The sequence below is a fragment of the Paenibacillus sp. Negev47 genome, from assembly GCF_058313655.1.
Window position 1 is genome coordinate 3,188,333 of sequence record NZ_CM177754.1, and the last position, 25,093, is coordinate 3,213,425.

General features: G+C 45.5%; 17 protein-coding genes and 1 pseudogene. All 18 read right to left on the reverse strand.

Going from position 1 to position 25,093, the window contains the following annotated elements; all coding sequences use genetic code 11:
• Nucleotides 1–12 precede the first annotated feature (12 nt).
• Nucleotides 13–5,280: an SDR family NAD(P)-dependent oxidoreductase gene (locus AC4G47_RS14385; protein ID WP_491106479.1), complete on the reverse strand. Its 5,268-nt coding sequence runs from the start codon at nt 5,278–5,280 to the stop codon at nt 13–15.
• A gap of 43 nt (nt 5,281–5,323) precedes the next feature.
• Nucleotides 5,324–6,565, reverse strand: coding sequence for an FAD-dependent oxidoreductase (locus tag AC4G47_RS14390; RefSeq protein ID WP_491106480.1), 1,242 nt, complete (start codon nt 6,563–6,565; stop codon nt 5,324–5,326).
• Nucleotides 6,566–6,619: 54 nt separating this feature from the next.
• Nucleotides 6,620–9,901 carry an ACP S-malonyltransferase gene (fabD, locus tag AC4G47_RS14395; RefSeq protein WP_491106709.1) on the reverse strand — a complete coding sequence of 1,094 codons (3,282 nt, stop codon included), beginning with the start codon at nt 9,899–9,901 and terminating at the stop codon, nt 6,620–6,622.
• Between the two features lie 874 nt (nt 9,902–10,775).
• Nucleotides 10,776–11,546, reverse strand: coding sequence for an ABC transporter permease (locus AC4G47_RS14400; protein WP_458122599.1), 771 nt, complete (start codon nt 11,544–11,546; stop codon nt 10,776–10,778).
• Nucleotides 11,546–12,304, reverse strand: coding sequence for an ABC transporter ATP-binding protein (locus AC4G47_RS14405; protein ID WP_491106481.1), 759 nt, complete (start codon nt 12,302–12,304; stop codon nt 11,546–11,548). The genes AC4G47_RS14400 and AC4G47_RS14405 overlap by 1 nt, the downstream gene beginning before the upstream one ends.
• A gap of 15 nt (nt 12,305–12,319) precedes the next feature.
• Nucleotides 12,320–12,670, reverse strand: a complete 351-nt coding sequence (locus tag AC4G47_RS14410) for a DUF1048 domain-containing protein (protein WP_491106482.1) — start codon at nt 12,668–12,670, stop codon at nt 12,320–12,322.
• A 12-nt stretch (nt 12,671–12,682) separates the two neighbouring features.
• Nucleotides 12,683–13,030, reverse strand: a complete 348-nt coding sequence (locus tag AC4G47_RS14415) for a DUF1048 domain-containing protein (protein ID WP_491106483.1) — start codon at nt 13,028–13,030, stop codon at nt 12,683–12,685.
• Complete coding sequence (locus tag AC4G47_RS14420; protein ID WP_458127258.1) at nt 13,027–13,335, reverse strand: PadR family transcriptional regulator; 309 nt, start codon at nt 13,333–13,335, stop codon at nt 13,027–13,029. Before AC4G47_RS14420 ends, AC4G47_RS14415 begins: the two co-directional genes overlap by 4 nt.
• Nucleotides 13,336–13,758: 423 nt before the next feature.
• Nucleotides 13,759–15,337, reverse strand: a pseudogene (locus AC4G47_RS14425) (APC family permease).
• An 83-nt stretch (nt 15,338–15,420) separates the two neighbouring features.
• Nucleotides 15,421–15,603, reverse strand: a complete 183-nt coding sequence (locus tag AC4G47_RS14430) for a hypothetical protein (protein ID WP_491106484.1) — start codon at nt 15,601–15,603, stop codon at nt 15,421–15,423.
• 100 nt (nt 15,604–15,703) lie between these two features.
• Nucleotides 15,704–16,558 carry an SDR family oxidoreductase gene (locus AC4G47_RS14435; RefSeq protein WP_491106485.1) on the reverse strand — a complete coding sequence of 285 codons (855 nt, stop codon included), beginning with the start codon at nt 16,556–16,558 and terminating at the stop codon, nt 15,704–15,706.
• Between the two features lie 11 nt (nt 16,559–16,569).
• Nucleotides 16,570–17,610, reverse strand: a complete 1,041-nt coding sequence (uxuA, locus tag AC4G47_RS14440; protein ID WP_491106486.1) for a mannonate dehydratase — start codon at nt 17,608–17,610, stop codon at nt 16,570–16,572.
• A gap of 19 nt (nt 17,611–17,629) precedes the next feature.
• The gene (uxaC, locus tag AC4G47_RS14445; protein ID WP_491106487.1) at nt 17,630–19,042 is read right to left on the reverse strand and encodes a glucuronate isomerase; all 1,413 of its coding nucleotides are present in this window, start codon (nt 19,040–19,042) and stop codon (nt 17,630–17,632) included.
• 16 nt (nt 19,043–19,058) lie between these two features.
• The gene (locus tag AC4G47_RS14450; RefSeq protein WP_491106488.1) at nt 19,059–20,072 is read right to left on the reverse strand and encodes a PfkB family carbohydrate kinase; all 1,014 of its coding nucleotides are present in this window, start codon (nt 20,070–20,072) and stop codon (nt 19,059–19,061) included.
• Nucleotides 20,072–20,719 (reverse strand): bifunctional 2-keto-4-hydroxyglutarate aldolase/2-keto-3-deoxy-6-phosphogluconate aldolase, encoded by a 648-nt coding sequence (locus AC4G47_RS14455; RefSeq protein WP_491106489.1) that lies wholly within the window; start codon nt 20,717–20,719, stop codon nt 20,072–20,074. The genes AC4G47_RS14450 and AC4G47_RS14455 overlap by 1 nt, the downstream gene beginning before the upstream one ends.
• 37 nt (nt 20,720–20,756) lie before the next feature.
• On the reverse strand, nt 20,757–21,665 hold the full coding sequence (locus AC4G47_RS14460; RefSeq protein WP_491106490.1) for an ROK family protein: 909 nt from the start codon (nt 21,663–21,665) through the stop codon (nt 20,757–20,759).
• Nucleotides 21,666–21,689: 24 nt separating this feature from the next.
• Nucleotides 21,690–23,477, reverse strand: a complete 1,788-nt coding sequence (gene uidA / locus AC4G47_RS14465) for a beta-glucuronidase (RefSeq protein ID WP_491106491.1) — start codon at nt 23,475–23,477, stop codon at nt 21,690–21,692.
• Between the two features lie 69 nt (nt 23,478–23,546).
• Nucleotides 23,547–24,899, reverse strand: a complete 1,353-nt coding sequence (locus AC4G47_RS14470; RefSeq protein ID WP_491106492.1) for an MFS transporter — start codon at nt 24,897–24,899, stop codon at nt 23,547–23,549.
• Between the last annotated feature and the right edge of the window lie 194 nt (nt 24,900–25,093).

A 25,093-nucleotide genomic window follows, 5' to 3' on the forward strand; every position in this document is an offset into this window, starting at 1 on the left:
CACGTTTCATGCCTAATATACTGTCATGAATTCTTGCTCGCTGATCGCGTATGGCTTTGCCTCACCAATGATTTTGACCAGTCCCAGTTGAGGAAGTGAACTGGCCAGAAGCAGTTCTAGCGCAGTCATCGCTTCGGGAGGCTCAATCGAGCCAATGCCCTGTTTGGCCATCCGCTCACGATAAGCTGGAGAAGCCACCGTTCCGGTGCTTCCCCAATACCCCCAATTAATGGTTTTAACAGGGTATTGAAGACGACGATGAAGCCACTGGGCGAATGAGTCCTTGAATGTACACCCGGCCGTATAATTGCTTTGCCCGGCAGGTGTGGCAAACGCATTGATGGAGGAGAAAAACAGCATAAAATCAAGGGGTTCCTTCTCAAAGACCTCGAGCATTCCCGCGCATACGTTGACTTTTGCATATAATCCTTCATTGAATTGTGACAAGTCCATTTTCATTACACTGCTGTCTCTCAGTGCAATGGCAGCATGAATAACACCATGAATTGCTCCATGGCGTTGTTTGATTAACCTGTAAGCCTCATGCAAGGCCTCAGGACTGCCTGCATCTGCTGATATATATTCTGGAGCCGGACCAGTTAAAGCAAGCCTTTTCTGCTCTTTTGCAATATCGGGGTTGAGTGGTGTTCGTCCGATCCAAATGATCTGAGCGTTGTAGCGACTAATCATATACTCGCTCCAAACTTTACCCAATCCGCCAGCACCGCCTATAACGACATATACGCCGCAGCGACGATAAGCCGATTGCTGGATGGAGGGCAGCTTAACAGGCAGCAACTCGCAGCGATGCCACTGTTTGGCCCGATAGACAGTCAGATTGCTCCAAGTATTCTCAGGCACAATGGGTATGCCGCTCAGCGATGGCAGACTTCGATCTGCAAAATCCAGATCAACGACTCGGAACGTCCAGTTTTTGTATTCTTTGGCCAAAGAACCGAGAAAGCCATGTATGCTTGCATGGAGCGGATGCACTTCATCCTGCGCATGAATGGCTATGGCACTAAAAGTAACTACGGTCCATTGGAGAGGGATTCTGTCATACCCTAGCTGCAATAGACTTTTGACCAAACTGAATACAATAATCACGCCTTCCTGCTGGCTCTGAGTGATCGAGCGGGCATCCTTCCCTTCTGCGTTGCCTAACCCCGAGACCCACACCAGATGGTCAAACTGTCCGCAGTTTTCCAGTCTTTGGGCCGTTTGCTCCACAGTTTCGCCAGGCTTCAACAATATCAACGAAGCTCCCGGATAGTGCTGTCTAACCTCATCAAGGTATCCGCTCATCTCTACTGTCTCTGCAACAATGAGGGCCGTTCTGAGGCTCTCGAAAGAAATCCTGCTGTCTTTCTCCGATGGAAGCACGCTCCACACAGGAGCCAACAACTCTGTACCAGGTGGAAAATCTTCGTGCAAATCCCTCGTGATCGTTACCCGCTCCGCATCCTGCATCACTTGCTGCTGCCTCGTCTCTCCCGGCATGCTGCGGCACATGTAATTCCGAATCCGGACACAGACGGTTCCTTCAGCGTCCATTAGATCCATGTCCAGCCTCGCCACATTGCCTCCCATTGGACCACCATCACTGAAACGCACATGAACCCACATCTCCGCTGTACACGGTAACAAGCAATCCATTTCTTCCATATAAAAAGGAAGATTCGTTCCCTTCGCTTGATCCTGAAGGGTGGCGTTATCGTCAAGCAACAACATCGCTGTCTGCAAAGCCCCATCCATCAGGCTAGGATGCAGCGCATAATCGCCCAATGTATGCTCTATATGGGAAGGGATGTTCAGATGTGCCAGAGCCTGACCCGAACTGATGTACATTCGCTCAATCGCCTGATGACCTGGTCCATATTCCAGCCCTTGTTCTCGCAAGCAGCCATAGATGGTCTCATGATCCAACAAACTCTCCTCTCGCATTGCTGCAATCAGAGACGAAATATCAAGACGATCAACAGGGGCCAACGATTTCAAGGCGACGCGGCCTGTTCCGCAGCTTAGACGATTTGGGGATTCGCTTCCTTCCGTACTGATCTCATATCGCAGAATTCCCCGTTCCGTGTCTTCGTAATGTAGTCGAACGGATACCTCAACCGGACGATCATCCACGAAAATCGGACTTGTCCAGGCTGCATTCTTAATCTGGAACGCTTCAAAGGAGGATGAAGGCGATTGGTTTACACTGTGAAAAGCCATGCGGGCCATCTCCAGATAAGCCACACCTGGAAGTACCCGTTGTCCTCGAACCCGATGATCGTTGAGAAAGAATTCATGCCCTGTAAAGTCCGAACAGAATCTTGTGTCCTGATTACCCGAAAGGTTGCGGTGAAGCATTGGATGAAGCCGATCATGTTCTTTTTTGCTTTCCGTTTCTTGGAAGGAATCCTTCGCATTTCTACCAAAGTTGGCAGACCAACGGAATGTTTTTCTTTGAAATGCATAACGTGGCAACCGTACTTTCTGGTAAGGCTCCTCTTCCGCCAGCTGACGCATATCGAGCTCCATGCCGGACAGCCATAATCGCAGTACATTTTCGTGAAATGGTAATTCCAAGGTCACTTCCTCTGCTTCTTGTCCGGTCTGCTTCATCCAATCTGTGGCTTTTTCTGAATGAGGTTGAGGTATCTTACGATCCTTTTCATTTTCACTACTGGATTGAAGGAAGTCATGTAGAAATTGGACTGCGTTGTCCTTTCCACCTGTCCGCTGTTGGTGCTGACGAATAAGTGTGTATGCGCGTTCTGGCAGCATGAGTCCGGAATTCTGGTTCAACTGCGCTGTGATCCGTGAAAGATCATGATGTTCCCCTGTCTCGTGCAACAACATCTCGATAATGTCTCTCCGGGTAATAACCTTATCTGCCAGAAGATCAAGCAGCTCCTGTACAGCCGGAATGTCTGACTCTTCAGATACCTGAAGCTGCCACTTTCGTTTTACCCTGCGTAGCGCATCCATGACTGCAATGCATAACACAGCCGACATGGAACGGGAAGATTCGCTTGTACTGCTGCTGTTGGGCGTTGGTTGCAACTGCCATGGCATGGTTGTTCCCGTGCTCTTCTGCCATTCGTCATTCCATTCATTTATGTAGTTCCTGAACGTATACTGATGCGTGTATAAACGAAGCGCACGATTCATCAATTCGTCTCGGAACCCGTCGTAAGCCTGTTCCTCCACGATCCGTACAGATTGAATCAAATCATGTACATAGGAATCATCAAAAGCAAAGGGCATGATTGGGGAGGAGCTTCCCTCTTGCATGACAGGCCATATGGGGCTGCACAGTCTCACGTCTTCGGCACGCTTCTGCTTGAGCAGAACGGAGATCATATCTTCAACAGAAATGTGACCTCCAATGACCCATGCAATCAGCATGCCAATTCCTGTTCCCTGAACCCACCGAGGGGCAAAACCCAGTTGAATCAAGGAAGCAGCATGAACATATCCAGCTATAAAACAATACAGCTCTCGCCGGTCTTCATGCCACGTATCCTGATAATATCCTGCCATCAAGTCTTCCCATTCTTCCCTCATGCCGTTTGCTTTTAATGCTGCCTCGATTTGCCTTTCCGCCTTACGCAGTAATAACTGAGACGTATGTCCAGAGCATTTCAATTGGGCGTATCCCTCCCATGTGGGACTCTGAATGTTCAGATACCCTGCGGATGCTCCAATTTGCATGCTGCCGTAACAGTCGGAATTCAGCAATGTCCCGAGCTCTTCCTGGGTGTTAACCCATCCGCCAAATCGATATTTGAAATGCTCTCTGCCTTTAAGCAGCGACAGGCTGATGGCCCGTAGAGTATCTTCTGTATTGGAATGCCTGTCGAACCACTGCTGCCAATCTGCGACATGCTCCTGCAAGCTTGCTTCCGACTTGGCAGACAGCAGAAATAATCGGGATGGCTCTCTGGAATCCTGCTGGACGGATAGCTTGGAGGGAACATGTGGTTTGGGAGCAGGTTCGTAGTGTTCAACCACAACGTGGGCGTTTACACCTCCGAAACCGAATGAACTGATCCCTGCACGCAAAGGCTGCCCCTGTTCCCGACTGTGCCAAGTCTCTTGTTTTCGTGCAACCTCCAGGGGGGTACGCGAAAAAGGAATCATCGGATTCAGCGTTTTCACATGAAGAGTGGCCGGAATTTTCCGATGTTTCATCATCATCATCACTTTAATAAGACCAGCTATGCCCGCTGCACTCTCCAGATGACCGATGTTCGTTTTAACCGATCCGATCTTACAGAATGACCGATCCGGGGTATAGTGCCGAAATGCCTGGGTTAACGCCTCGACCTCAATCGGGTCCCCTAGCGAGGTACCAGTCCCGTGTGCTTCGATATAGGTAATGGTGCGAGGATCGATATCCGCAGCCTTCCACGCAGCTAAAATGACATCACGCTGTGCCTCCATGCGAGGTGCCGTAATGGATATACTTTTCCCCGTGTGGTTGACAGCAGAGCCTTTAATGATGCCATAAACCGTATTCCCTTGCTCAACGGCTTCCTCCAATCGCTGCAGAAGCAATACAGCGACCCCGTCTCCCGGGACGTATCCGTCCGCGCTCTGGTCAAATGTTTTGCACTGCCCTGTTGGGCTTAACATTCTTGATTGGGAAAAGGAAACATATTTGAGCGGGTCAAGATTCAAATTTACGGCAGAAGCCAAGGCATAATCACATTCTCCCAGAATCAGGGCGCGTCTCGCCTCGTGAATAGCCACGAGTGAGGAAGCGCAGGCCGCATTAATCGGCAGGCTCATTCCACTGAAATTAAACGCGTAGGATATCCGGTTCGCAAGCAAGCTCTCATAATTGCCAAGACAGGCATAACTGTCTGCCTGCGAGGCTTCCATTTGCTGCAAATAACCCGCTGTCATCACCCCGGTATAAACAGCTGTCACCTTCTGCTGAAGCTCCGACAGAGAAATGCCCGAATCCTCGATGCAATGCCATGTATCTTCGAGGAGCAAACGCTGCTGTGGGTCCATGCTCGCAGCCTCGCGCGGGGAAATGTTAAAAAAGCTGTGGTCAAAATCATATGCTCCTTCCACCACCCCGCACCATTTGCTTGAGGTTTTGCCTGCGTCATTCAAGTTTGGCGAATAAAACTGCTCCAAGTCCCAGCGTTCCGGGGGAATCTCGGAGATGGAATTGCGGCCTTGAATCAGGTTTTCCCAAAATGAATCATATCCGCTGGCTCCCGGGAAACGGCAGGCCATACCCACAACGGCAATTTCCGTCCTTTTGCTTCCCATCTGAATGTCTCCTCTCCTTTTGTATCCGCATACTGACCTTTCATCAAGGCTTCATAAGTCCCGCAAAGCGCAGCATGTGTGAGAATGACGGCGGTTTGTCACTGTATCCCGAAGTAGTAAGCATTTGTTCCTTCAGCAGATTGGGACACTTGCCGATTCGACGAAAAGCAGCATTGCGAAGCGTTACAAAAGCACGGTTCTTCACAAACCAGCAATAGGTATGAGCTGTGCTGTTGCGCTGGATGAGACGCACATATTTTCTTCTTTTTTTCTCATACAGGCGAAGCTGACTTTCCGAGCAGTTATCGGTAATGAGCGCTTCTTCCAACGTATTCGACAGTTCGACAGCACCCTGAATCGCCAGATTCATTCCCTGTCCCAGTGCCGGACTTAGAGCATGGCATGCATCTCCTAGCAGAACGGCGCCGTTAATCGCCCATTTTTCGGTATGCAGATAATAGGCCGGAATGGACTGAACCTGTTTGAAATCCATGATCTGCGATATTTCTTGCTGCAAGTGCGGACACAGGGACAGCAGCATGCCGCGCAACGACTCGATACCGTCCTCCCGGATGCGCTGCCATATATCCTTTCGCAAAGCGAGGTAGATCCGCAGCCTTTGGCCGGGCAAAGGAAAGACTCCGCAGCTTACACCTTCGCCAAAGAAAAAGCTGGCCTCTTCCCTGGTTTTTGTGACATCGTGAAAAGTAAAAGCAAACATTTTTGCCATCTTTTCCTCATAGGGATAAAGGTGATATTTAAGCCCCAGCTGATCACGAATTTTGGACTTGATGCCGTCTGACCCGACAAGGATTTTGCTGCCGATGCGTACTGTTTTGCCCGCCGAATCTGCTTCGATTCCGCTCACATAATGATCGGTGAACAACAGTTTGCCTGCGTTCATGCCGGGGTAGAAGCGTACATTGGGCATTTCCTCAATGGAATTAAACAGGCTTTGATGAATGTGGTGATGGTCCCCGTTCAGCGCATAACGCACAGGCATGTCCATTTCTTCATAGCTGCCCGTAAAACAGTTGACACCCCCAAGCGTGCCGTAGTTTACCCGTGCTACATGAGCGCAGTGTTTGGTTACTTCAGGAAGAACACCAAGCTTGTCCAACAGATCAATCGTTACCGGCTGAAGAAAGTCGCCTTTTGGAATGTTGGGAAATTGTTTTGAGCGTTCAATCAACACTACCTGTCGACCTTTTCTGCCCATGGCAAGTGCCAGCGCCACGCCTGCAATACCCGCCCCCACGATAAGCACTTCACTTTCAATATCCATTCGATTCCTCCTTATTGGCTTGTTTCACTGCTCATCTAATGGTGCTGGACCGTTTTATACCTGTTGAAGCAGGCTTTCGTTAAGCAGTTGGGCTGTTTCTTCCATTAATTTCTCTCCGATCAGGTGCACATGGCGCTGTGTCCAGGATTCAAGTGTTGTTCCTCGTACCCACTGATTAAAAGCACCGAGTGCCGGACCGCAATATACCTGAAAGTTCACCCTGTGCTGATGATTCTCATCCCCCTGAAGCGCCAGTTTGGCGGAGTGCTCCAGATACCATTTGAAGATAACGGCCATTCTGGCCTTGGGACTACGTTCAGCAAGTGCTTTCTCTTGGGTCGTAAGAGCGGATTCCATCTCCGCGTAAATGGTGTCAAAGCTCCTTTTGAAATACTGCTCCTGAAGCCTTGTTTTTGTTTTCTCATCAATCTCGTCGATGCTGTCATACTGGCGATACAGCTCATGTAATTTGTTAGCACGTGCAGGAAAATAAACCCCTTTCTTCAGCACCTGTACCTTGCCTCCCAGTTCAAACATGCCTGCTGCGGGCGCATATCCGGTATCCTGGACGTTGATTTGCTGAAGCAGTTCCTTTACGAGTTGGCTAGTATTGGCTTCGACTGTACATTGATTAATTGAGCCGGTCAGAATAAAGTCCGCCCCCATGACGAATACTGCCGCAGCCGCTTGGGGTGTACCAATACCTCCAGCTGCACCGACCCGGATTGCTTTGGCGTAGCCGTGTTTTTTCATCATCTGATTGCGCAGGGACAGCATGGCAGGCAGCAGGGTCATAGATACTGCACCATCGGTATATCCGGCACAGTCGGCTTCTGCACAGATGTCATCCGCCATCGGCAATTGCCGCGCCCATTGGGCCTGTTCAGCGGAAATGCGTCCTTCAGCCAGTAATTGGTCCAGCATATGTTGCGGAGGTGGACTCATAAACAGCTCTGCCACCTCTGGACGAGAGCATTTGGCGAGAAGAAGATGAGATGAAGCCACAGTACCATCGGATCTGCGATAGATTCCTTTGACCCGATAGTGGACAAGTGCTGGAGTCATGCCCAGAAATCCTTTTGCTTCGATCTTGTTCAGGCCCAATCTAAGCATTAACTCGATCATCTCTTCCTCGCGCTGAGGGTGGAGAGGATCATGAAGCACATTTAATCCCCAGCAATGTTGGACAGGCAATTCTTGGCGGATGGACATCACCGCCTCTTCCACCTCTTCAACGCGCAGTCCGCCTGTTCCGAGAAAGCCGACCATACCAGCTTTTGCAAGTGTTGTGATCATCGCCACAGATGAAATGCCGCCAAACATGCCTCCCGCAACGTACGCCAGCCTGGCACCATAATCCTGCCTGAATTCAGCGCTGCCCATCCGTTCAGATCGGAAACGCCGCGAACTGCTGAACGGATGGGCAGCGGTCTCAGACACTCGCAATGATTCATCCTTCGGTCCGTCCTTTATCACTGCGGGTGAAGCCGCAGGCGGTTCGACAGATAATTTCTCCACAAAAAGTGGCTGAGTCTGAGCCTGGACAGCCTTTACGAGTTTGCTTAGAGCCGTCCCGGGTCCTATCTGTACAATGTCGTTAACCCCTTTTCCCATCAGATATCGAATGGTATCGGTCCATTGCACAGAGGACGTCAACTGCTCCACCATGTTGTGTTGGAGATGATCGACTGTATAGGGTCTTGCCCCAACATTGGAAATAACGGATAGCGTCGGGGCAGCAAACTGAAATTGCTTGAGATATGCAGCAAATTGCTGCTTGGCTGCTTCCATATATCTGGAGTGAAATGCGCCGCTCACATTCAAGATGACGTAATTGGATGCACCTTCCTGCTCAAACACAGATTTCGCCTGGACTAGCAAGTCCTGCGGACCCGAAATAACGATCTGACTGGGACTGTTCATATTGGCGATATCCAAATGGTCAAGGCCATGCTGCGCAAGAATCTTACCCACCTCATCCGCCTGCAGCCCAATCACAGCAGCCATCCCACCGCCCTCTGACCTTCCCATTAATTCACCGCGGAACTGGACGATACGTAGTCCGGTTGCAAAATCAAACACGCCTGCAGCCAGTAACGCATTAAATTCACCCAAACTGTGTCCCGCAGCATAGTCCGGCTTCCCCTGTTGCTCAAGTTCCCTGTAGTACATCAGGGCATTGACGGTGTACAGGGCCGGCTGGGTGTATTCCGTTCGTTTGAGTCGGTCTCCGGGGTCCTCAAGACACAGCTCTCGTATGGAATATCCCAATATTTCATCTGCGGTGCGGACCAAGTCCGGATAATGATTCCAAACGTCGTGCCCCATGCCCTTGAACTGCGAGCCTTGCCCTGGAAATACATAAGCCCTCATGCTCTGCTCTCCCCTCTGAATGTTCATGGACGGCTGTTGATATTGCCTGGCCACGCTCTCCAATTGTTCCTTATCCCTGTAAAAGGGAGATAATAATACGACCGCCGCTGATGAAGATCGTTTGTCTGCAAGCCGCTTCACAAAACCTGCAAGCGTACCGCCCGGACTGATATCGATATAGTGATGCGGTCCGGCAGATTCAAGCTTTTGTATTGCTTCGCGAAAGAGAATTGGTTTTCGTGCAACCTGCCAGAAGTGATTTTGTGCAATTCGGGCAGCCTTCCCTCCAGTCATACAGGAGATTAACGGTATATGAGGGGCGGCAAATGTAAATGCCTGCAAATCCTCTGTGTATGCTGTCTCTGCCCTATCAATCCATTGAGAATGATAGGCAAAAGAAACCGGGAGCATCTGACTTAGCACAGCATGCGATGTGAGCCACTCCTGTGCTTTTGTCAGTGCATGCCCCGGTCCGGAAATAACAAAATGCCCGTCATAATTGACGGACACCAAGGTACAATATTCAATTTCCGGGAGTTGCGGATATAAAGATGCATCTCCCAATATCGCTAACATCGCACCAGAAGGGCAATGTTGCTCGAATCGTATTGCCTGCTTCATAACACAGCGCAAGCCATCTTGTACACTGAATACGCCCGCAATGGCAGCGGCGGCAAATTCCCCAAGGCTGTTGCCGAGGACGTAATCAGGTATCACACCACGAGTCAACAACGATTGGGCAAGTGCATATTCGACCATATAGATGGCGGGATGCGACAAAATCGTACGTTCGAAGCGGTCCTCATCGGTCGACGATTCGCCGTACATATACTGGACGATGGACTCGCCCCCGCATTCCAAAACCGTTTGATCCAGAGTGAGCATCGTTTCCCTGAACAATGCATCCTGCTCAAACAGCTCCTTCCCCATCCGCGGATACTGCGATCCTTGTCCAGAGAACATAAAAACAACGGAATCGCTCAGTCTGAGCACCTCCTTACAAGCGCATCAATAGACATATCAAATAAACTCCGTTATCCGATGATAAGGGACAGAGTGTTGTGATTAAACATAAAACTATCATCCTATGTGCATTTTCCTATCTTCAACGTGCCGAAACAACGATTGAATTAGTTGAAATGCTTGTTGAATATACTATACCCAATTTTGTAATTTTTGTAAATGATGGATTGTGTAAACAGAGGTATTGTATATCGTAAAATGATGAATCACATAGTAATATGAAAATAAATAGAGAAAAATGGTTTAATTTTGTTTCGGTTATCTTTCCATAAATAGGAGATATAGCTGGTTAAACGAATAGAAAACAATTAAATATATGACATTAAATGTAGTATTTTTCTGCTATAGTCGAACCACCCGTGCGGACCTCTCATTGAGTCAGATGTTCCATAACGATGTGAAACTGTCGTGTATTATGGTACATATTGAGGTTTGCGAACCGGTTTATTTCCCTGTACCGGATCGACTGAGCCGAATAACCGGAGCCACTCAGCCTTAGCCGGTAGTATATACCCATCGGGTATAGCACACTAATCTGCCCGTTAGCTGAAAAAAGCAGCCGATCACATGGATCAGCTGTTTTCTTGGCATTTGTTGAGTTATCGTTTTCCGTCAGTTGAATGAATATTTTACTTTCACAATTCCCGAATCCCCTCTTCTCCAATCAACAATTAAAAGTGGAGTAATGGAACATCACTTCACATCGACGGCCATGATCTCAACGAGTAAAACTGGTGGAGGTGCACTTTGACAGTGCGGAAGGCTCTTTACTTGATGTTTTTATTGACCACTAGCATTTTAATGCATACAAACATTAAGCTGCATACCGTTTGTATGCACGCGCCGCAAAGATATAAGCTACGAACATGATCCCGAGGCACCATGTCAGAGCGACCCATATGTCATTGCCCACCGGCTGTTCTGACAGCAGGGCGCGAATAGCTTCAACGATCGAGGTCACCGGCTGATTTTCAGCAAAGATCCGAACAACTTTCGGCATCGACTCGGTCGGGACAAACGCCGAGCTGATGAATGGCAGGAAGATCAAAGGATAGGAAAAGGCGCTCGCACCTTCCAACGTTTTTGCGGACAGTCCCGCAATGGCTGCGACCCAAGTCAGAGCCAGCGTAAACAGCACGAGTATACCTGCTACGGCAAACCAAGATAGCACCCCCGCCGAGGAACGAAATCCCATAATGAGCGCTACGAGAATGATGACTACAATAGAAATGACGTTGGATACCACCGAGGTTAGCACATGCCCCCACAGCACAGTGGAACGCGCAATCGGCATGGAGCGGAACCGCTCAATGATGCCCCGTTGCTTATCCATAAACAGACGATAAGCAACGTAAGCCACCCCGCTCGCAATAGCCATGAGCAGTATGCCAGGCAACAGGTAGTTCACATAGTTTTCCGTACCGGTTTCGATTGCGCCACCAAGCACATAGACGAACAGCAGCATCATTGCAATCGGGGTGATACAGACCGTGAGGATGGTATCCATACTGCGGAAAATATGGCGCATGGAACGACCAAGCATAACGCTCATATCGCTGAAGAAATGTTTTATTGTTGTCTCCATTAAAGGGCCTCCTTTTTACCGATGATTGCGAGGAATATTTCCTCTAAAGTTGGCTGTTTTTCAACATACTCTACCTTTGGGGATGGAAATAGCTTTTTTAGTTCCGTGAGCGTGCCGCCCGCGATAATCCTGCCCTCGTGCAGAATAGATATTTGGTCGGCAAGCTGCTCGGCTTCCTCTAAATACTGTGTGGTCAAAAATACCGTCGTGCCGCTGTCTGACAGTTCCTTTACAATCTTCCATACTTCGATACGTGCCTCCGGGTCAAGCCCAGTGGTTGGCTCGTCAAGGAAAATGATCTGCGGTTTACCCACAAGGCTCAAGGCGATGTCAAGCCTACGGCGCATACCACCCGAATACGTAGATGGCTTACGATTGGCGGCGTCGGTTAAGCCGAAACGTCTCAGCAAATCGTCCACAACTTGATGCGGATGATCCAGATGCCGCAGCTTGGCAATCATGATCAGATTTTCCCGTCCGGTCAATATCTCGTCTACAGCGGCAAATTGCCCGGTCAGACTGATCACTTGCCGCACATTTTTGGGTTTTGACACAACGTCAAATCCGTTCACGGTGGCGGTGCCTCCATCTGGTTTGAGCAAAGTGGTGAGGATTCTAATAATCGTCGTTTTGCCTGCGCCGTTAGAGCCAAGCAGGGCGAAAATTTCACCTTGCTTCACTTCAAAATCGACACCCTTAAGGACTTCTGTATCCTTGAATGACTTTCGCAGACCCTTCACTTCAATTGTGTTTTCCATCCCGAAGGCCTCCCTTTACTTTGTTTGATCCGTACCCTTTTTCATGGCCTTTCTAGCTTCTTGGTCAACAGATTCTTGATAAATGTCCGCATAAGTTTTTGAATCTTTGATTAGATCATCGCAAAAAGCCGCTACATCACTGCCTGTAACTTCGAGCACGCTTTTCCCCGAGAGCGCGCCCTCTTCAAAAAGATCGACAATTCCCGAGAGCAACCCCGTCCCGTTAGTTAGCTCAACAGGGCCGACTTTAAAGAGATATTTTTGAATCTCTTTATAAACAATCTGATAATCTTGCGGAAGTCCTTTGACACGCGCCACATGTGCTCGCCACTCTTTTTTTCCTTCAATAATATCTCGGATTTTCAATGTGCTCTCCTCCTATTTACCTAATTTTTTAACAACATTATTGTTGAGTTGCTCGCGCCATTTGTCCCGATAAGATTTTGCCCCTTCTTCGCCAGCCAGTGCAGAACAGAAGCCTTTGATATCGTCACCTAAAACCTCTTGGATACGCTGCCCATCCGCTGCGGTTTCTTCTAACAGGCCAAGCACACCGTCCAAAATTGGCATGAGGTTGCGTCCGGTAAAATCGGAGTGTGGCCAAAGATGGTCATTAATTTCTTTCCATGCCGCTTGATAATCCGCCGGCAGTTTTTTGACTCGCGCTTCAAAAGCTTTGAATTCTTTGGTCATGTCGTTTCCGGTGATTTTATCCCAAAAATTCATTGTTTTCTCTCCTTTAACTCGTTCATTTTTGATGATACGAATTCCCATTTTGCCCAGAACTTCCGCAGTTCCTCATGCCCTGCTTCATTGATGGCGAAAAACTTTCGCGGCGGTCCCATTTCGGAAGGCTTCTTGGTGGTTTCCACTAACTTGTTTTTCTCAAGCCGGATCAGGATCGTGTAAACCGTTCCCTCGACAACATCTGTGAAACCAAGGGCATTCAGTCGCCGCGTGATTTCGTAGCCGTATGTTTCTTGGCGGCTTATAATTTCAAGAACACAGCCCTCAAGCACGCCTTTGAGCATTTCCGTTAAATTTTCCAGCACAATCACCCTTTACTATTCTGTATGACTGGTATGCAGTGTTACTTACTACTGCTATAAAGTAACACGTAGTAGATGATAAGTCAATAGCCATTATGACTGACATGCATTTTACATTTTCAACTATTCTTCCCGCTAGCCTAATGAAGAAAAAAGTGAAATCAATTATTACTATTCGTTGTCGGAACAATTCTTGCCCTTTTCGGTTAATCGGTACAAGTTCTTGATCCTCGGCTCGAGGCTAGAACTTGTACCGATAAAATAAAAAAAGCCGCTATTTTAGCGACTTTCAATGGGGCTATGTTTGTTGTCCCGCGGTATGCCCGGTTCAATTTTGCTTGCTTCCTTCTACAATGACTTATAAGAACAACATCTGATACTTTTCTGTTTCAAAATGCTGCCATCCTATTTTTTTAAATGGTATGGGACTGTCGTGATAATCACATTTCTCCGGTAGAGCAGGTTAGCACGGATTAACAGGCTGGACTGATTGTGTAGAATGTTTTGCCATCCTTTTTTCGGAATAAATTGAGGTATAATAACCGTCACCTGATAATTAGATTCATTGGCCTTGCGTTGTACCGTATCAATGAATTTGGTGAGAGGGTGCAGAATACTCCGATAAGGAGAATAAAGGGTCACTAGCCGGATATCTGGTTGCCATGCTTTCCATTTCTTCTCAAAGTTCGCCTCATCTTCCCGTTCAAATTGAACATATACAGCTATAATTTGATGAGGAGACAGGGACTTGGCATAATTCAATGAATTCTCCACCACATGGGTAATACCAGCAACCGGGAGTATGACTACGTTACCCTCAATTGGGATTGCGGGCTCGCAAGACGTCAAACGAAGCTGGTCTGCGACAGCATCATAATGCTTACGAATACGGTAAAAGATCAGAATAATCAGTGGCAGAAAAATTAGCACTGACCACACTTGATTGAATTTGGTCAGGAAAAACATCATCGCTACAATAAAGCTGATTAAAGCAACCACTTTGTTTATTATAAATATTAAAACCCAACCTTGAGGCTTTTGTCGAATCCACTTCAGCAACATACCGGTCTGGGATAATGTAAATGGGATAAATACCCCCACCGCGTAAAGTGGAATTAGTTGCTCCGTCTTTCCCTCAAAAACAATGATGAGTATAATCGAAAGAACACCCAAGCTGATGATTCCATTCGAATAACCCAGCCGATCTCCCCTAACCGTAAACATTCGTGGGATATACTTGTCCTTCGCCAAGTTGACAGCCAGCAGAGGAAAAGCAGAATAACCGGTGTTCGCAGCCAAAATGAGAATCAAAGCTGTCGTTCCCTGAATAAAGAAATACATAAAGTTGCGTCCGAAGGTTTCCTCGGCAATTTGGGATACAACCGTAACATCCATCTTCGGACTGACTTCGTAGTAATAGGCCAATACGACAATTCCCGAGAACAACAAGGCCAACAGCGTACCCATGGCCATAAGCGTCTTGGCTGCATTGTTCGGTGCCGGGCTCTTGAAAATTAGGAATGGCGTTTGAAATGGCCTCTACCCCTGTCAAGGCAGAACTCCCTGAGGAAAAAGCCCGTAACAACAAGAACAAGCTTATACCGGCGACAGGAGTACCTATCGAAGTATGGAGTTCAAGAGAAACTTGACCTGTAATAATACGGTATAAGCCCATTCCAATCAGAATAAAAAGCGCAAGGACAAACAAGTAGACTGGGTAAGCAAGCACCGAAGCAGACTCAGTGACACCTCTAAGATTTAATAAGGTGATTAACACGACAAATACAATTGCAATAAGCACATTATAAGAGTGGAGACTTGGAAAGGCTGAAGTAATCGCATCTGTACCTGCTGACACACTAACAGCTACTGTAAGAATATAATCCACGAGTAGTGAACCTCCAGCTACGAGGCCAGCATACTTACCCAAATTTTCCTTGGAAACAACATAGGCCCCCCCACCCTGGGGGTATGCATATATAATTTGTCGATAACGTTCGCCTGGGACCCGAAAGTTTCAATGCTACAGTTTATTCCGATGATTAATAGCTATGAGTTAATTGAGGATCAACTTTTCTCTTTTGCTTGATTACACGTAATAAAGGGAAAGCTCATGAATTCATGAGCTTTCCCTTTATTTTTTAGCTTGTCTGATGGTTTTGGCGGGTGCTCTGCCCCAATTGCCTTCAAGTGATTTGCTATCTGTTCAGGTGTCCACACTACCGTTTTCACTTTGCGATAATCGATCATCAGCAGATCCTCCCCGATGGAATGCCTGTTGAATCCAATTTAGGATGCTCGCCCGCTAAATTAGCGACTTCAATGGGAATATGTTCTTGTTCTTCGACAATTAAACACCAGCATAAGAGGAAAAACCACCATCTATAGGTAGTACTACGCCAGTTACAAAACTAGCTGCTTGCTCACTAACTAGGAATAATAATCCGCCAATTAATTCTTCAGGCTCTCCAAATCTTTCCGTTGGTGTACTGTTAAGGATTTTCTGAGCTCTTGGCGTTGGGGTACCATCTTTATTGAATAATAATGCTTTATTCTGGTGGGTAACAAAAAAACCAGGTGCAATCGCATTGACCCGAATACCCGTTTTTGCAAAGTAAACCGACAGCCATTCGGTAAAGTTACTTATAGCTGCTTTCGCCCCACTATATGCTGGGATTTTCGTTAACGGTGTGTAAGCATTCATAGATGATATGTTAATAATGCAGGAGCCCTCTTTCTCCGTCATTGCTTTAGCGAATACTTGGGATGCAAGGAAAGTACCTCGAAAGTTAAGATCAAACACGGAGCTAATCCCTTCTTCTTCAAGATCAAAAAAAGTTTTCTGCTCCGGACTGCTATTTGCTTTCTCAACATCGTAAAATTCATCGTCTGTTGTTCCAAGCGGATGATTTCCACCTGCGTTGTTCACTAGAATATCACACGAGCCTAACTCTTTTTCTATAACTTGATTTGCTTTCTCAAGTGAATTTCGATTCAATACATTCGCACTTACACCAATTGCTTGTCCGCCTGCTGTAACAATATCTCGGGCTACCTTATTTACTGTTTCCTCGTTACGACCAAGAACCGCTACTTTTGCTCCACATTCAGCCAAAGCTTTGGAAAAATAAGAACCTAATACTCCGTTGCCTCCTGTGACAATTGCAACTTTATTTGATAAATCGACCTTGAAAGGAATTTCCAATTAGATCCCTCCTACATTTTATTGACAGCTTCCCATAATCCGGTAAGATATGTTGCGCCCAACGCACGATCATAAAGTCCGTAACCTGGTTTTCCTGTCTCTCCCCAAATCATTCGGCCGTGATCTGGGCGGATCGGTCCGGTATAATCAAAATCCTTCAGGGCCTGAATAACTTCATACATATCAATAGATCCGTATTCAGAGACATGAGCGGATTCCTGAAATGATCTTGGTCCAGTCAGCTTAACATTGCGTGCGTGCACAAAGTGAACACGGCCCTTTCGCCCGAAGTAACGAAGCATTTCAGGAAAATTGTTATTTGAGTTAGCGCCGAGCGAACCACTGCACATCGTTAATCCATTATAAGGACTGTCAACAAGAGAGATTAGTCGCTCTAAATTTTCTTTATTTGTAATAATTCGCGGCAGCCCAAAGATATTCCAAGGCGGATCATCCGGATGGATGGCCATCTTTACCCGGACTTCCTCAGCAATAGGAATGATTTCCTTCAGAAAATACTCAAGGTTTTCCCAGAGCCTTTCTTCATCCACATTTTTGTAATGTGCAAAGAGTCTGTCAAGGTCCTCTTTCTTATAACTCGTATCCCAGCCGGGCAGCGACAGCTCCCCAGTTAGAGGATTCATTTTTTCAATCACATCTTCTTCATATATTAATGCTGTTGAACCATCAGGCAAGACATAATCTAAAGATGAACGAGTCCAGTCAAATATAGGCATAAAATTATAACATACCAGCCCTATGCCGGCCTTGCTTAAGTTACGAAGCGTTTCTTTGTAATTTTCAATGTAATGATCTCGCGTCGGAAGGCCAATTTTGATATCCTCATGCACGGGAACACTTTCGATGACAGAAATAGATAGACCAGCTTCTTCAACGGCATGTTTCAGTTCCATAATTTTATCCAGTGGCCACGCTTCACCAACTGGAATATCGTAAATGGCGGTCACGATACCTTTCATACCTGGAATTTGCTTGATGTATTCAAGCGGAATGGAATCTGACTTTCCATACCAGCGAAAACTCATTTGCATGCTTATCCCTCTTCCTTCTTTAGACTTCGATCGTAAAATAGTTTTTGGCATTGGAATAACATATATTTTCGATTAGATCCTTCAGCAATTCCTGGTCGTTAGGGATTTCTCCTTCTTCGACCCATGACCCTATCAAATCACATAGAACTCTGCGGAAATATTCGTGCCTGCTGTAGGATAAGAAACTTCTTGAATCCGTCAGCATCCCTATGAAATGAGCAATCAAGGCTTGATCCGCTAAAGCGGTCAATTGGCGAAGGATGCCGCGTTTCGTATCATTAAACCACCAGCCGGAGCCAAATTGGATCTTGCCCGCAATCCCCGCTTCGGTTTGAAAATTCTGAATGGTGCTTCCAATCAAATCATTGTAAACCGGATTCAGATTATAAATAATGGTTTTTGGTAGAGAGTCTTCCAGATCTAGTGCATTAAGAAGGGCATTCAAAGGAACCGCCACTTGCCCTTGATCACTAATGGAGTCAAAACCGGCATCAGGTCCTAATCGATTGAACATTTTTTCGTTATTATTTCGAGCAGCTCCAAAGTGCAGCTGCATAGCCCAGCCTCTTTGTTTATAACACTTGGCTAAGAAGATTAGCACTGCCGTTTTGAATTTGGTTTCGTCCTCTTTTCCGATGCTGCTGCCCTTACGACCAGCTTGAAAAATGGGATCAAGCTCATCCTCCGCATACGTAGCGTAAGGAATTTCAGTTAGTCCATGATCGGCAATTCTCCCACCTTTCTCATGGAAATAATGAATTCTCTCTTCCAATGCAGTCAAGTAGTCAGCAAATGTTAAACATGGCTTTTGTACAGCTTCTTCAAGGTTATTTACAAATGCCCCAAATGTGTCCTTACTGATCTCCAATCCTTTGTCCGGACGAAAGGTTGGTAATACCTTCACATGAAAATCGGGCAGTTGTTTGATTCGATCATGATCATGCAGGTCATCTGTGGGGTCATCCGTTGTACAAATTACGTTTACATTGGAGCGTTTAATCAATTCCTGAACCGAAAATTCAGCCTGCTGCAGCTGATCATTACAAAGATGATAGATTTTCTCCCAATTACCTGCATGAAGCAGCTCTGTTATACCAAAATAATTTTTCAACTCGATGTGAGTCCAGTGATACAGCGCATTACCAACGGTATAAGGAACAGTTTGGGCCCACGCTTCAAACTTCTCCTGATCACTAGCGTCTCCCGTAATGTAATGTTCATCAATTCCATTCGATCTTAGTGCTCTCCATTTGTAATGATCACCTGAAAGCCACAGCTCTGTTATACTCTTGAATTTTTTATTTTCAGCGATTTCCTTCGCCGATAAGTGACAATGGTAATCAAATATTGGCATGTTTTCAGCATAACGATGGTATAACTCAGCGGCTGTTTTACTTTTCAGCAAGAAATTGTTATGAATAAATGATTCCATGATCACACCTCTTTTTTTAGCGCCCTATAGATAATGAGCCGTTTATGAATTTTTCGACATCATCAACCGAAACGATGCTGGCATCACCTTTAATCGTATGTTTTAGTGCGAAACAGCCTGTTGCAAACTCAATTGCTTGCTGCGGGAAAATATTATTGATTAATGAATAAATGATTCCAGCGGAAAAGGCATCTCCTGTCCCTACACGATCAATAATATCAACGTCAACCGGATTAGATTGATAAATCTTATCACCATCGAACAGCATGGCATGTACTCGATGATGATTCACGGACAATTGCTCCCGTTTCGTCATGGCCACATATTTGACGCCAAATTGTTTGTGAATTTCCTGCATAATCTCTTGGTATTCGCTCACGTTTGGCTGCTCGCTCAGGTTGTCCTTTAAGTCCTCTCCCTGTTCATTCAGAAGATGAAGCGGCTCAATGCCAATGCATACATCGACGTAATGGATCATTTCTGTCACTTTTTTACGGGCCGTGTCAAATGACCAAAGCGCGCTTCGATAGTTCAAATCACAGCTGGTGGTTAGTCCCATTTCTTTAGCTTTTATTAGTGCGTGTAGGGTTAGCTCAAACAAATCCTCATGAAGAGCCGGAGTGATCCCGCTGATATGAAACCAGTCCGCTTCAGCAAATATGCGATTGAAGTCGTATTCTTCTTTTTTCGATGCAGCAAACGCGGAGTCTTTTCTGTCATAAGTAACCGCGGAAGGTCTTACAGAGTATCCTGGTTCCAGAAAATAAATTCCCAACCTGCCTTCACCATAGAGCACATGATCCGTTAAAACGCCAAACCGATTTAACTGCTGTTTCGCACTCTTGCCCAATACATTCTCAGGCAGCTTGGTCACGAAAGAACTCGTTAATCCAAGTTGGGCCAGGGAAACGGCCACATTCGCTTCGCCACCTCCATAGACGGCGTCAAATGTATTTGTTTGTTCAATCTTTTGGTAGTCTGGCGGTGATAAACGCAGTAAAACTTCCCCCAAAGTGACCACCTTTGTCATTAAAATTCCCCCTTCAGAGAGCTCAGCTTATCCTTAAAGGCTTGGGCTACCCGCTGAACGGAAGTAAAGTCATTATTCCCAACTTCCTTAACAAGCGCACTCCCTATGCCAATCGCAAAAGCCCCATTCTCCTTCCATTGCTTTAGATTATCCAGGCTGACGCCACCCGATGGCATCATCTCAACATGAGGAATTGGGCCTTTCACGTCTTTGATAAAAGAAGGACCTAATAGACTTCCAGGGAAAAGTTTGACAACATCAACGCCAAAAGAAAGAGCCCCTAAAATATCTGTTACGGAGCCGCAACCCGGCAAGTAGGGTACGGAATAACGATTACACATCTTGGCGATTTCCCCATCCATATGAGGACTGACAATATAACGAGCTCCCTTTAAAACGGCAGCTCTTGCTGTTTCCGCATCCAAAACCGTACCAGCTCCGATAATCATGTCTGGATAACCCAGACGGACCAGATCTGCAATGGCTTCCTCTGCTCCAGGAGTAGAGAAGGTCACTTCTACCGAACGTATTCCGCCCGCAAAGGCTTGTTTAGAAATTTCAACTGCCTCATGTTTATTATTGCCGCGGACAACAGCTACCAAATATCCCTTATGCATCTCGCTAAGCACTTCAAACTTGGGTAACATGGATAATTCCCCTTTCATCGCGTTGTAACACCATAGATTAAAAAGCGGACATACTCTTCTCTTTACTTACAAAGAAATGATATAAAGCGCCATACAGATTGGCATCATTATGAAATTTACTTGAGACAACTTTAGGACGCGATGTATGAAGAGGATTGACTCTAATAATTTCATCAATCGCCCATTGAATTCTTTCCAGTACAATTTTCTGAATGCTAATGCCTCCACCGATTGCAAAAATTTCCGGGTCCAAAATATAACTTATATTCAATATTTGCGTCGCTAGGTGTAAACAGTATTCTTTAAAAATGGCGTCAGCTTCTTCATCCCGTTTATGAATATATTCAAATACGGCCTCCCCATCAGTAGGATTGTCCAGATTTTTAATATGGGCAATTCGTCTCACCATTTCGACAGCGGAGCACTCCAGGCCGAAATAGTCTGCTTTCTTTGCACTAGTATCCAGTCGGGTCATTATATAGCTCACTTCACCTGCAGATAAATGGAGTCCTCGGTGAATCTTTCCATCTATAATGATTGCCCCTCCGACTGCACTTCCAAGAACGAGAACAACAGAATCCTTATATCCCTTAACGCTTCCAAGCCATAACTCTGCCAACGCCGCGCATTTTGCATCATTCTCAATCGAGACTTCTTTACCATATTTATTTTCGATCTTTTCTTTTAAATTGACTTCATGTAAAAAGGGAAATGATCCACCATTTGAAATTAGACCTGTACTTACATCAATAGTTCCAGGGCAGCTAACAGCGATTCCTTTTATAGAGATTAAGTCATGTTCCTCGATAATCGTAAACAGCACTTTGTCGAAGTCTTCCAGATTCGTCCTCGGAGCAATGGATTTTCCTTTTGAAATAATTTCAGCTACCGAATCCATTAAGGCATATTTTATAAAGGTGCCCCCTATGTCAATAACTAGATACATAATGATCTCCTACTTCTTCATCCCTTAGTTCTTGTAATAAAAATCAGGTATAGTTGTCCACCGTCTTTTAAGTTCATGTGCGATGGCTTTAGGTTTACGATCACGAGTGAAAATACCCTTTTTATTTCCTTGTACACGAATGATTCCTTGGCTCGTTGCAAAATCAGCAAAGTTCCATACTTGTTCACCAACAAACTGTTGAAATTCATCAAATACTTCATGGTTCGCTTTATAAAAAGCTACCTGGTATTCCTCTGTGAACATAATGGGTTCGACATCGTGTAATCCAGCAACCGTGTCCGCTCCATATTCCGTCATCATGAATGGTTTGTCTGGACATCTTTTTAGCCATCCCTGGAATTCCGTGCGAAGTTGTTCTTTTGCTGATTCTAAGTCACCCCCATCGACATACCAGCCGTAATAACGATTAAAAGCAAGGACATCTATTAACTCCGCAACTTGATCCTTTTCAGGTGAGGATTCAATTTGAGTGACGATTGTAACAGGACGCTTTTGCGGGTCAAGGTCTCTGGTTAATTGAACTAGCGGTTCAAAATATTCATATGCTCCCCTTTCCTCTGAAGCAGGCTCATTTGCTATATTCCACATCACAACTGAAGGGTGGTTTTTGTCTCGTTGAATAAGCTCCCTGATAACCTCTTGATGATGTTCGAATGTATGAAGCTCGTCCCACGTGTTTTTAAGTTCTCCACCACGATGTAGCACCATCATGTTAAGGTGCATCCCCACCGCTGGTACTTCATCAATGACAACAAACCCTTCCCGATCTGCAAGCCTCATGATTTCTTCAGAATATGGATAGTGTGCGGTACGGAACGAATTCGCTCCCGACCATTTCATCAAGTTAAAATCCAAGATATTGGCGGCTTCATCAAACCCTCTTCCACGAAAAGGGGTATCTTCGTGTTTACCATAGCCTTTGAAATAGAACGGTTTATTGTTGATCAGGAATTTACTCTCCCTCACCTCAACGGTTCTCACACCAAATGGCTGTTCATAAACATCAATCGTTCCATTTTCATCTCCCAGTTCAATCCGAAGATTGTACAAGTAGGCATTCAGAGGCTCCCAAAGGGTAACGTTTGGAATCGTAAATGTACTGGATTTTCCTTCAGACTCTGCAACAAGTAAGCCCGATTCATCTACTACCTTTGCTTTGACAACGGCTGATCCATGTACATCAACAGCGTAGTGCACTGTACCATCCAGTTCAGTTACAATCGTGACATCCTTAACATACGTGGTCGGTGTTGTATATATTTTCACGGGGCGGTGCAAACCAGCATAGTTAAAGAAGTCAAAATTAGGATGGTTTCTAACAACTTTCCCAACACCAGGAACATGCTTCTCTGTTACAGAACCAACGGGTAATGTGGTCTTGTCCACAATATTATTCACCGCAACGGTTAATCGGTTTTCCCCTTTTTTTAAATAACGATTAATCTCCGCTTCGAAGGGTAAGAAACCTCCTTTGTGTTCTACAACGAATTCTCCATTCACATAGACTTTTGCAAAATGAGTGGCTGAACCAAACCGCAAAACCACTCGTTCCTCAGTAATCATATTGGGGATAGTAATATGACGCTCATACCACACCCAACCGACATGGTCACGGATCTTTGCACTCACTGCCATATCATTATATGAACCGGGAACTGCCATTGAGCTACCATCCTTCAATCGTTCCTCTTGCCAATTCTTTTCAAAACCGATGCCTGGATCCAACTTAAAGTTCCATATTCCACTGAGATCTATAATGTTACGTGTTTCGGTAAGTGTAGGATAAAGCATTTGATAGTCTCCTTTTTGATAGAATGTATGAAATGAAATTCTTACATTAAAAGCGATTTCATAACAATGTTAACGCTTTCTGTTTTCATCTACAGCGCTTGCAAGTTGAATTGTGCGTTTCTTGTTTAACGGATACAAAAAGGCAATACATATAAAAACTAATAAAAGTCCGATTGCGGGTGCTAATGTCGCTAATGAACGAATCCCATCCAGCGTCTTTGCGGTTTGTGCCTGAAGTTCAGGATTGTAGCCAACCGCTGCTACCGCTACGCCTCCGACGCCGCCAGCTACCGCCTGCCCTACTTTACGCGAAAAAGAATAAATAGAATAAATGGTCGCATCTTCTCTCAAACCCGTTATATGTTCATGATAATCAACTAAGTCCGTAATAAATGCCCAGCTTATTAAGTTGAAGAGACCATATCCGAACATCCCCAAGGCTACGATACTAATATATTGAATTGCTGACAGATTGGGCAGCAGATATAGAACAAAGTAAGTCATTGTCGCCAATAAAAATCCTGCAGAAGCTACTTCTTTCTTTCCGAATTTAGCTACCAAAGGTTTGACAAGCGGCATGCCTATTAATACCGTTGCTGACTGAACAAAGTTAAGAACACTAAGCAGCTGCGCATTACCAAAATAATCCTTAAACAAATAAGTATTCACTGTGCTCACTAACATTAAATTGACTAAGAAAATAAGTGATGCAATGAAAAAAACAATTAATGGTTTATTTTTAGCAATGCCTTTCAAGGTTTTTCCCAAATTCCCTTTCGGTTTGTGTTCTTCATCCAGGACGACCCGTTCAATGGTTAATTTATAACAAGCCATATAACTTGCAATCGACAAAATCCCGAGAATGACTGCTCCCATTAAGAAGCGATTGGCGTTAGCCTCATTATTCACAAACATAACTAGCGGACCAAAAACACCAACGATCAATTGAGCTAGTGTCGCTCCAAGCGATCGCCATGTAGATAGGGTTGTTCGTTCTACAGGGTCTTCTGTAATCACGGAAGCCATTGAACCGTATGGAATATTAACTGTGCTATACAACGTGCCCCACAGGATATAGGTTACGTAGGCGTATGCAAGATAAAATCCGTTGGACATTCCTGGTATGTGAACAAACATTAAAACCCCTGAAATGACAAGCGGGATAGACATTCTATATATCCAAGGTTTAAATTTTCCGTGCTGACTAGCTTTTCGAGTATCAATGAAGCGCCCCCAGGTGACATCTGCAATAGCGTCCCACAATCGAGCAAACAAAAATAATCCCCCTACTGCAGCAGGGTTAATATGAAATACATCAGTGTAATAAACCATCAAAAATGAAGACACTAAGGCAAAGAAAAAGTCATTTCCAAAATCACCAAACAAATATCCTAGCTTATCCCTGAATCCAAATGGACGCATAGAAACCCACCTCTTAATATATATTGGCCATAACCAGTTGCTTGCATGTAATAGAATGGATGATTTGATAACGCTTTAATAATTAAAAAAACGAATAATAATTTATGTTTTGTTGATCCCCTATTCCTCCTAAATTCAATTGTTGAAATCGATTTCATAAAAAAGTATAATCTCTCTTATCAGTTTGTTATGGT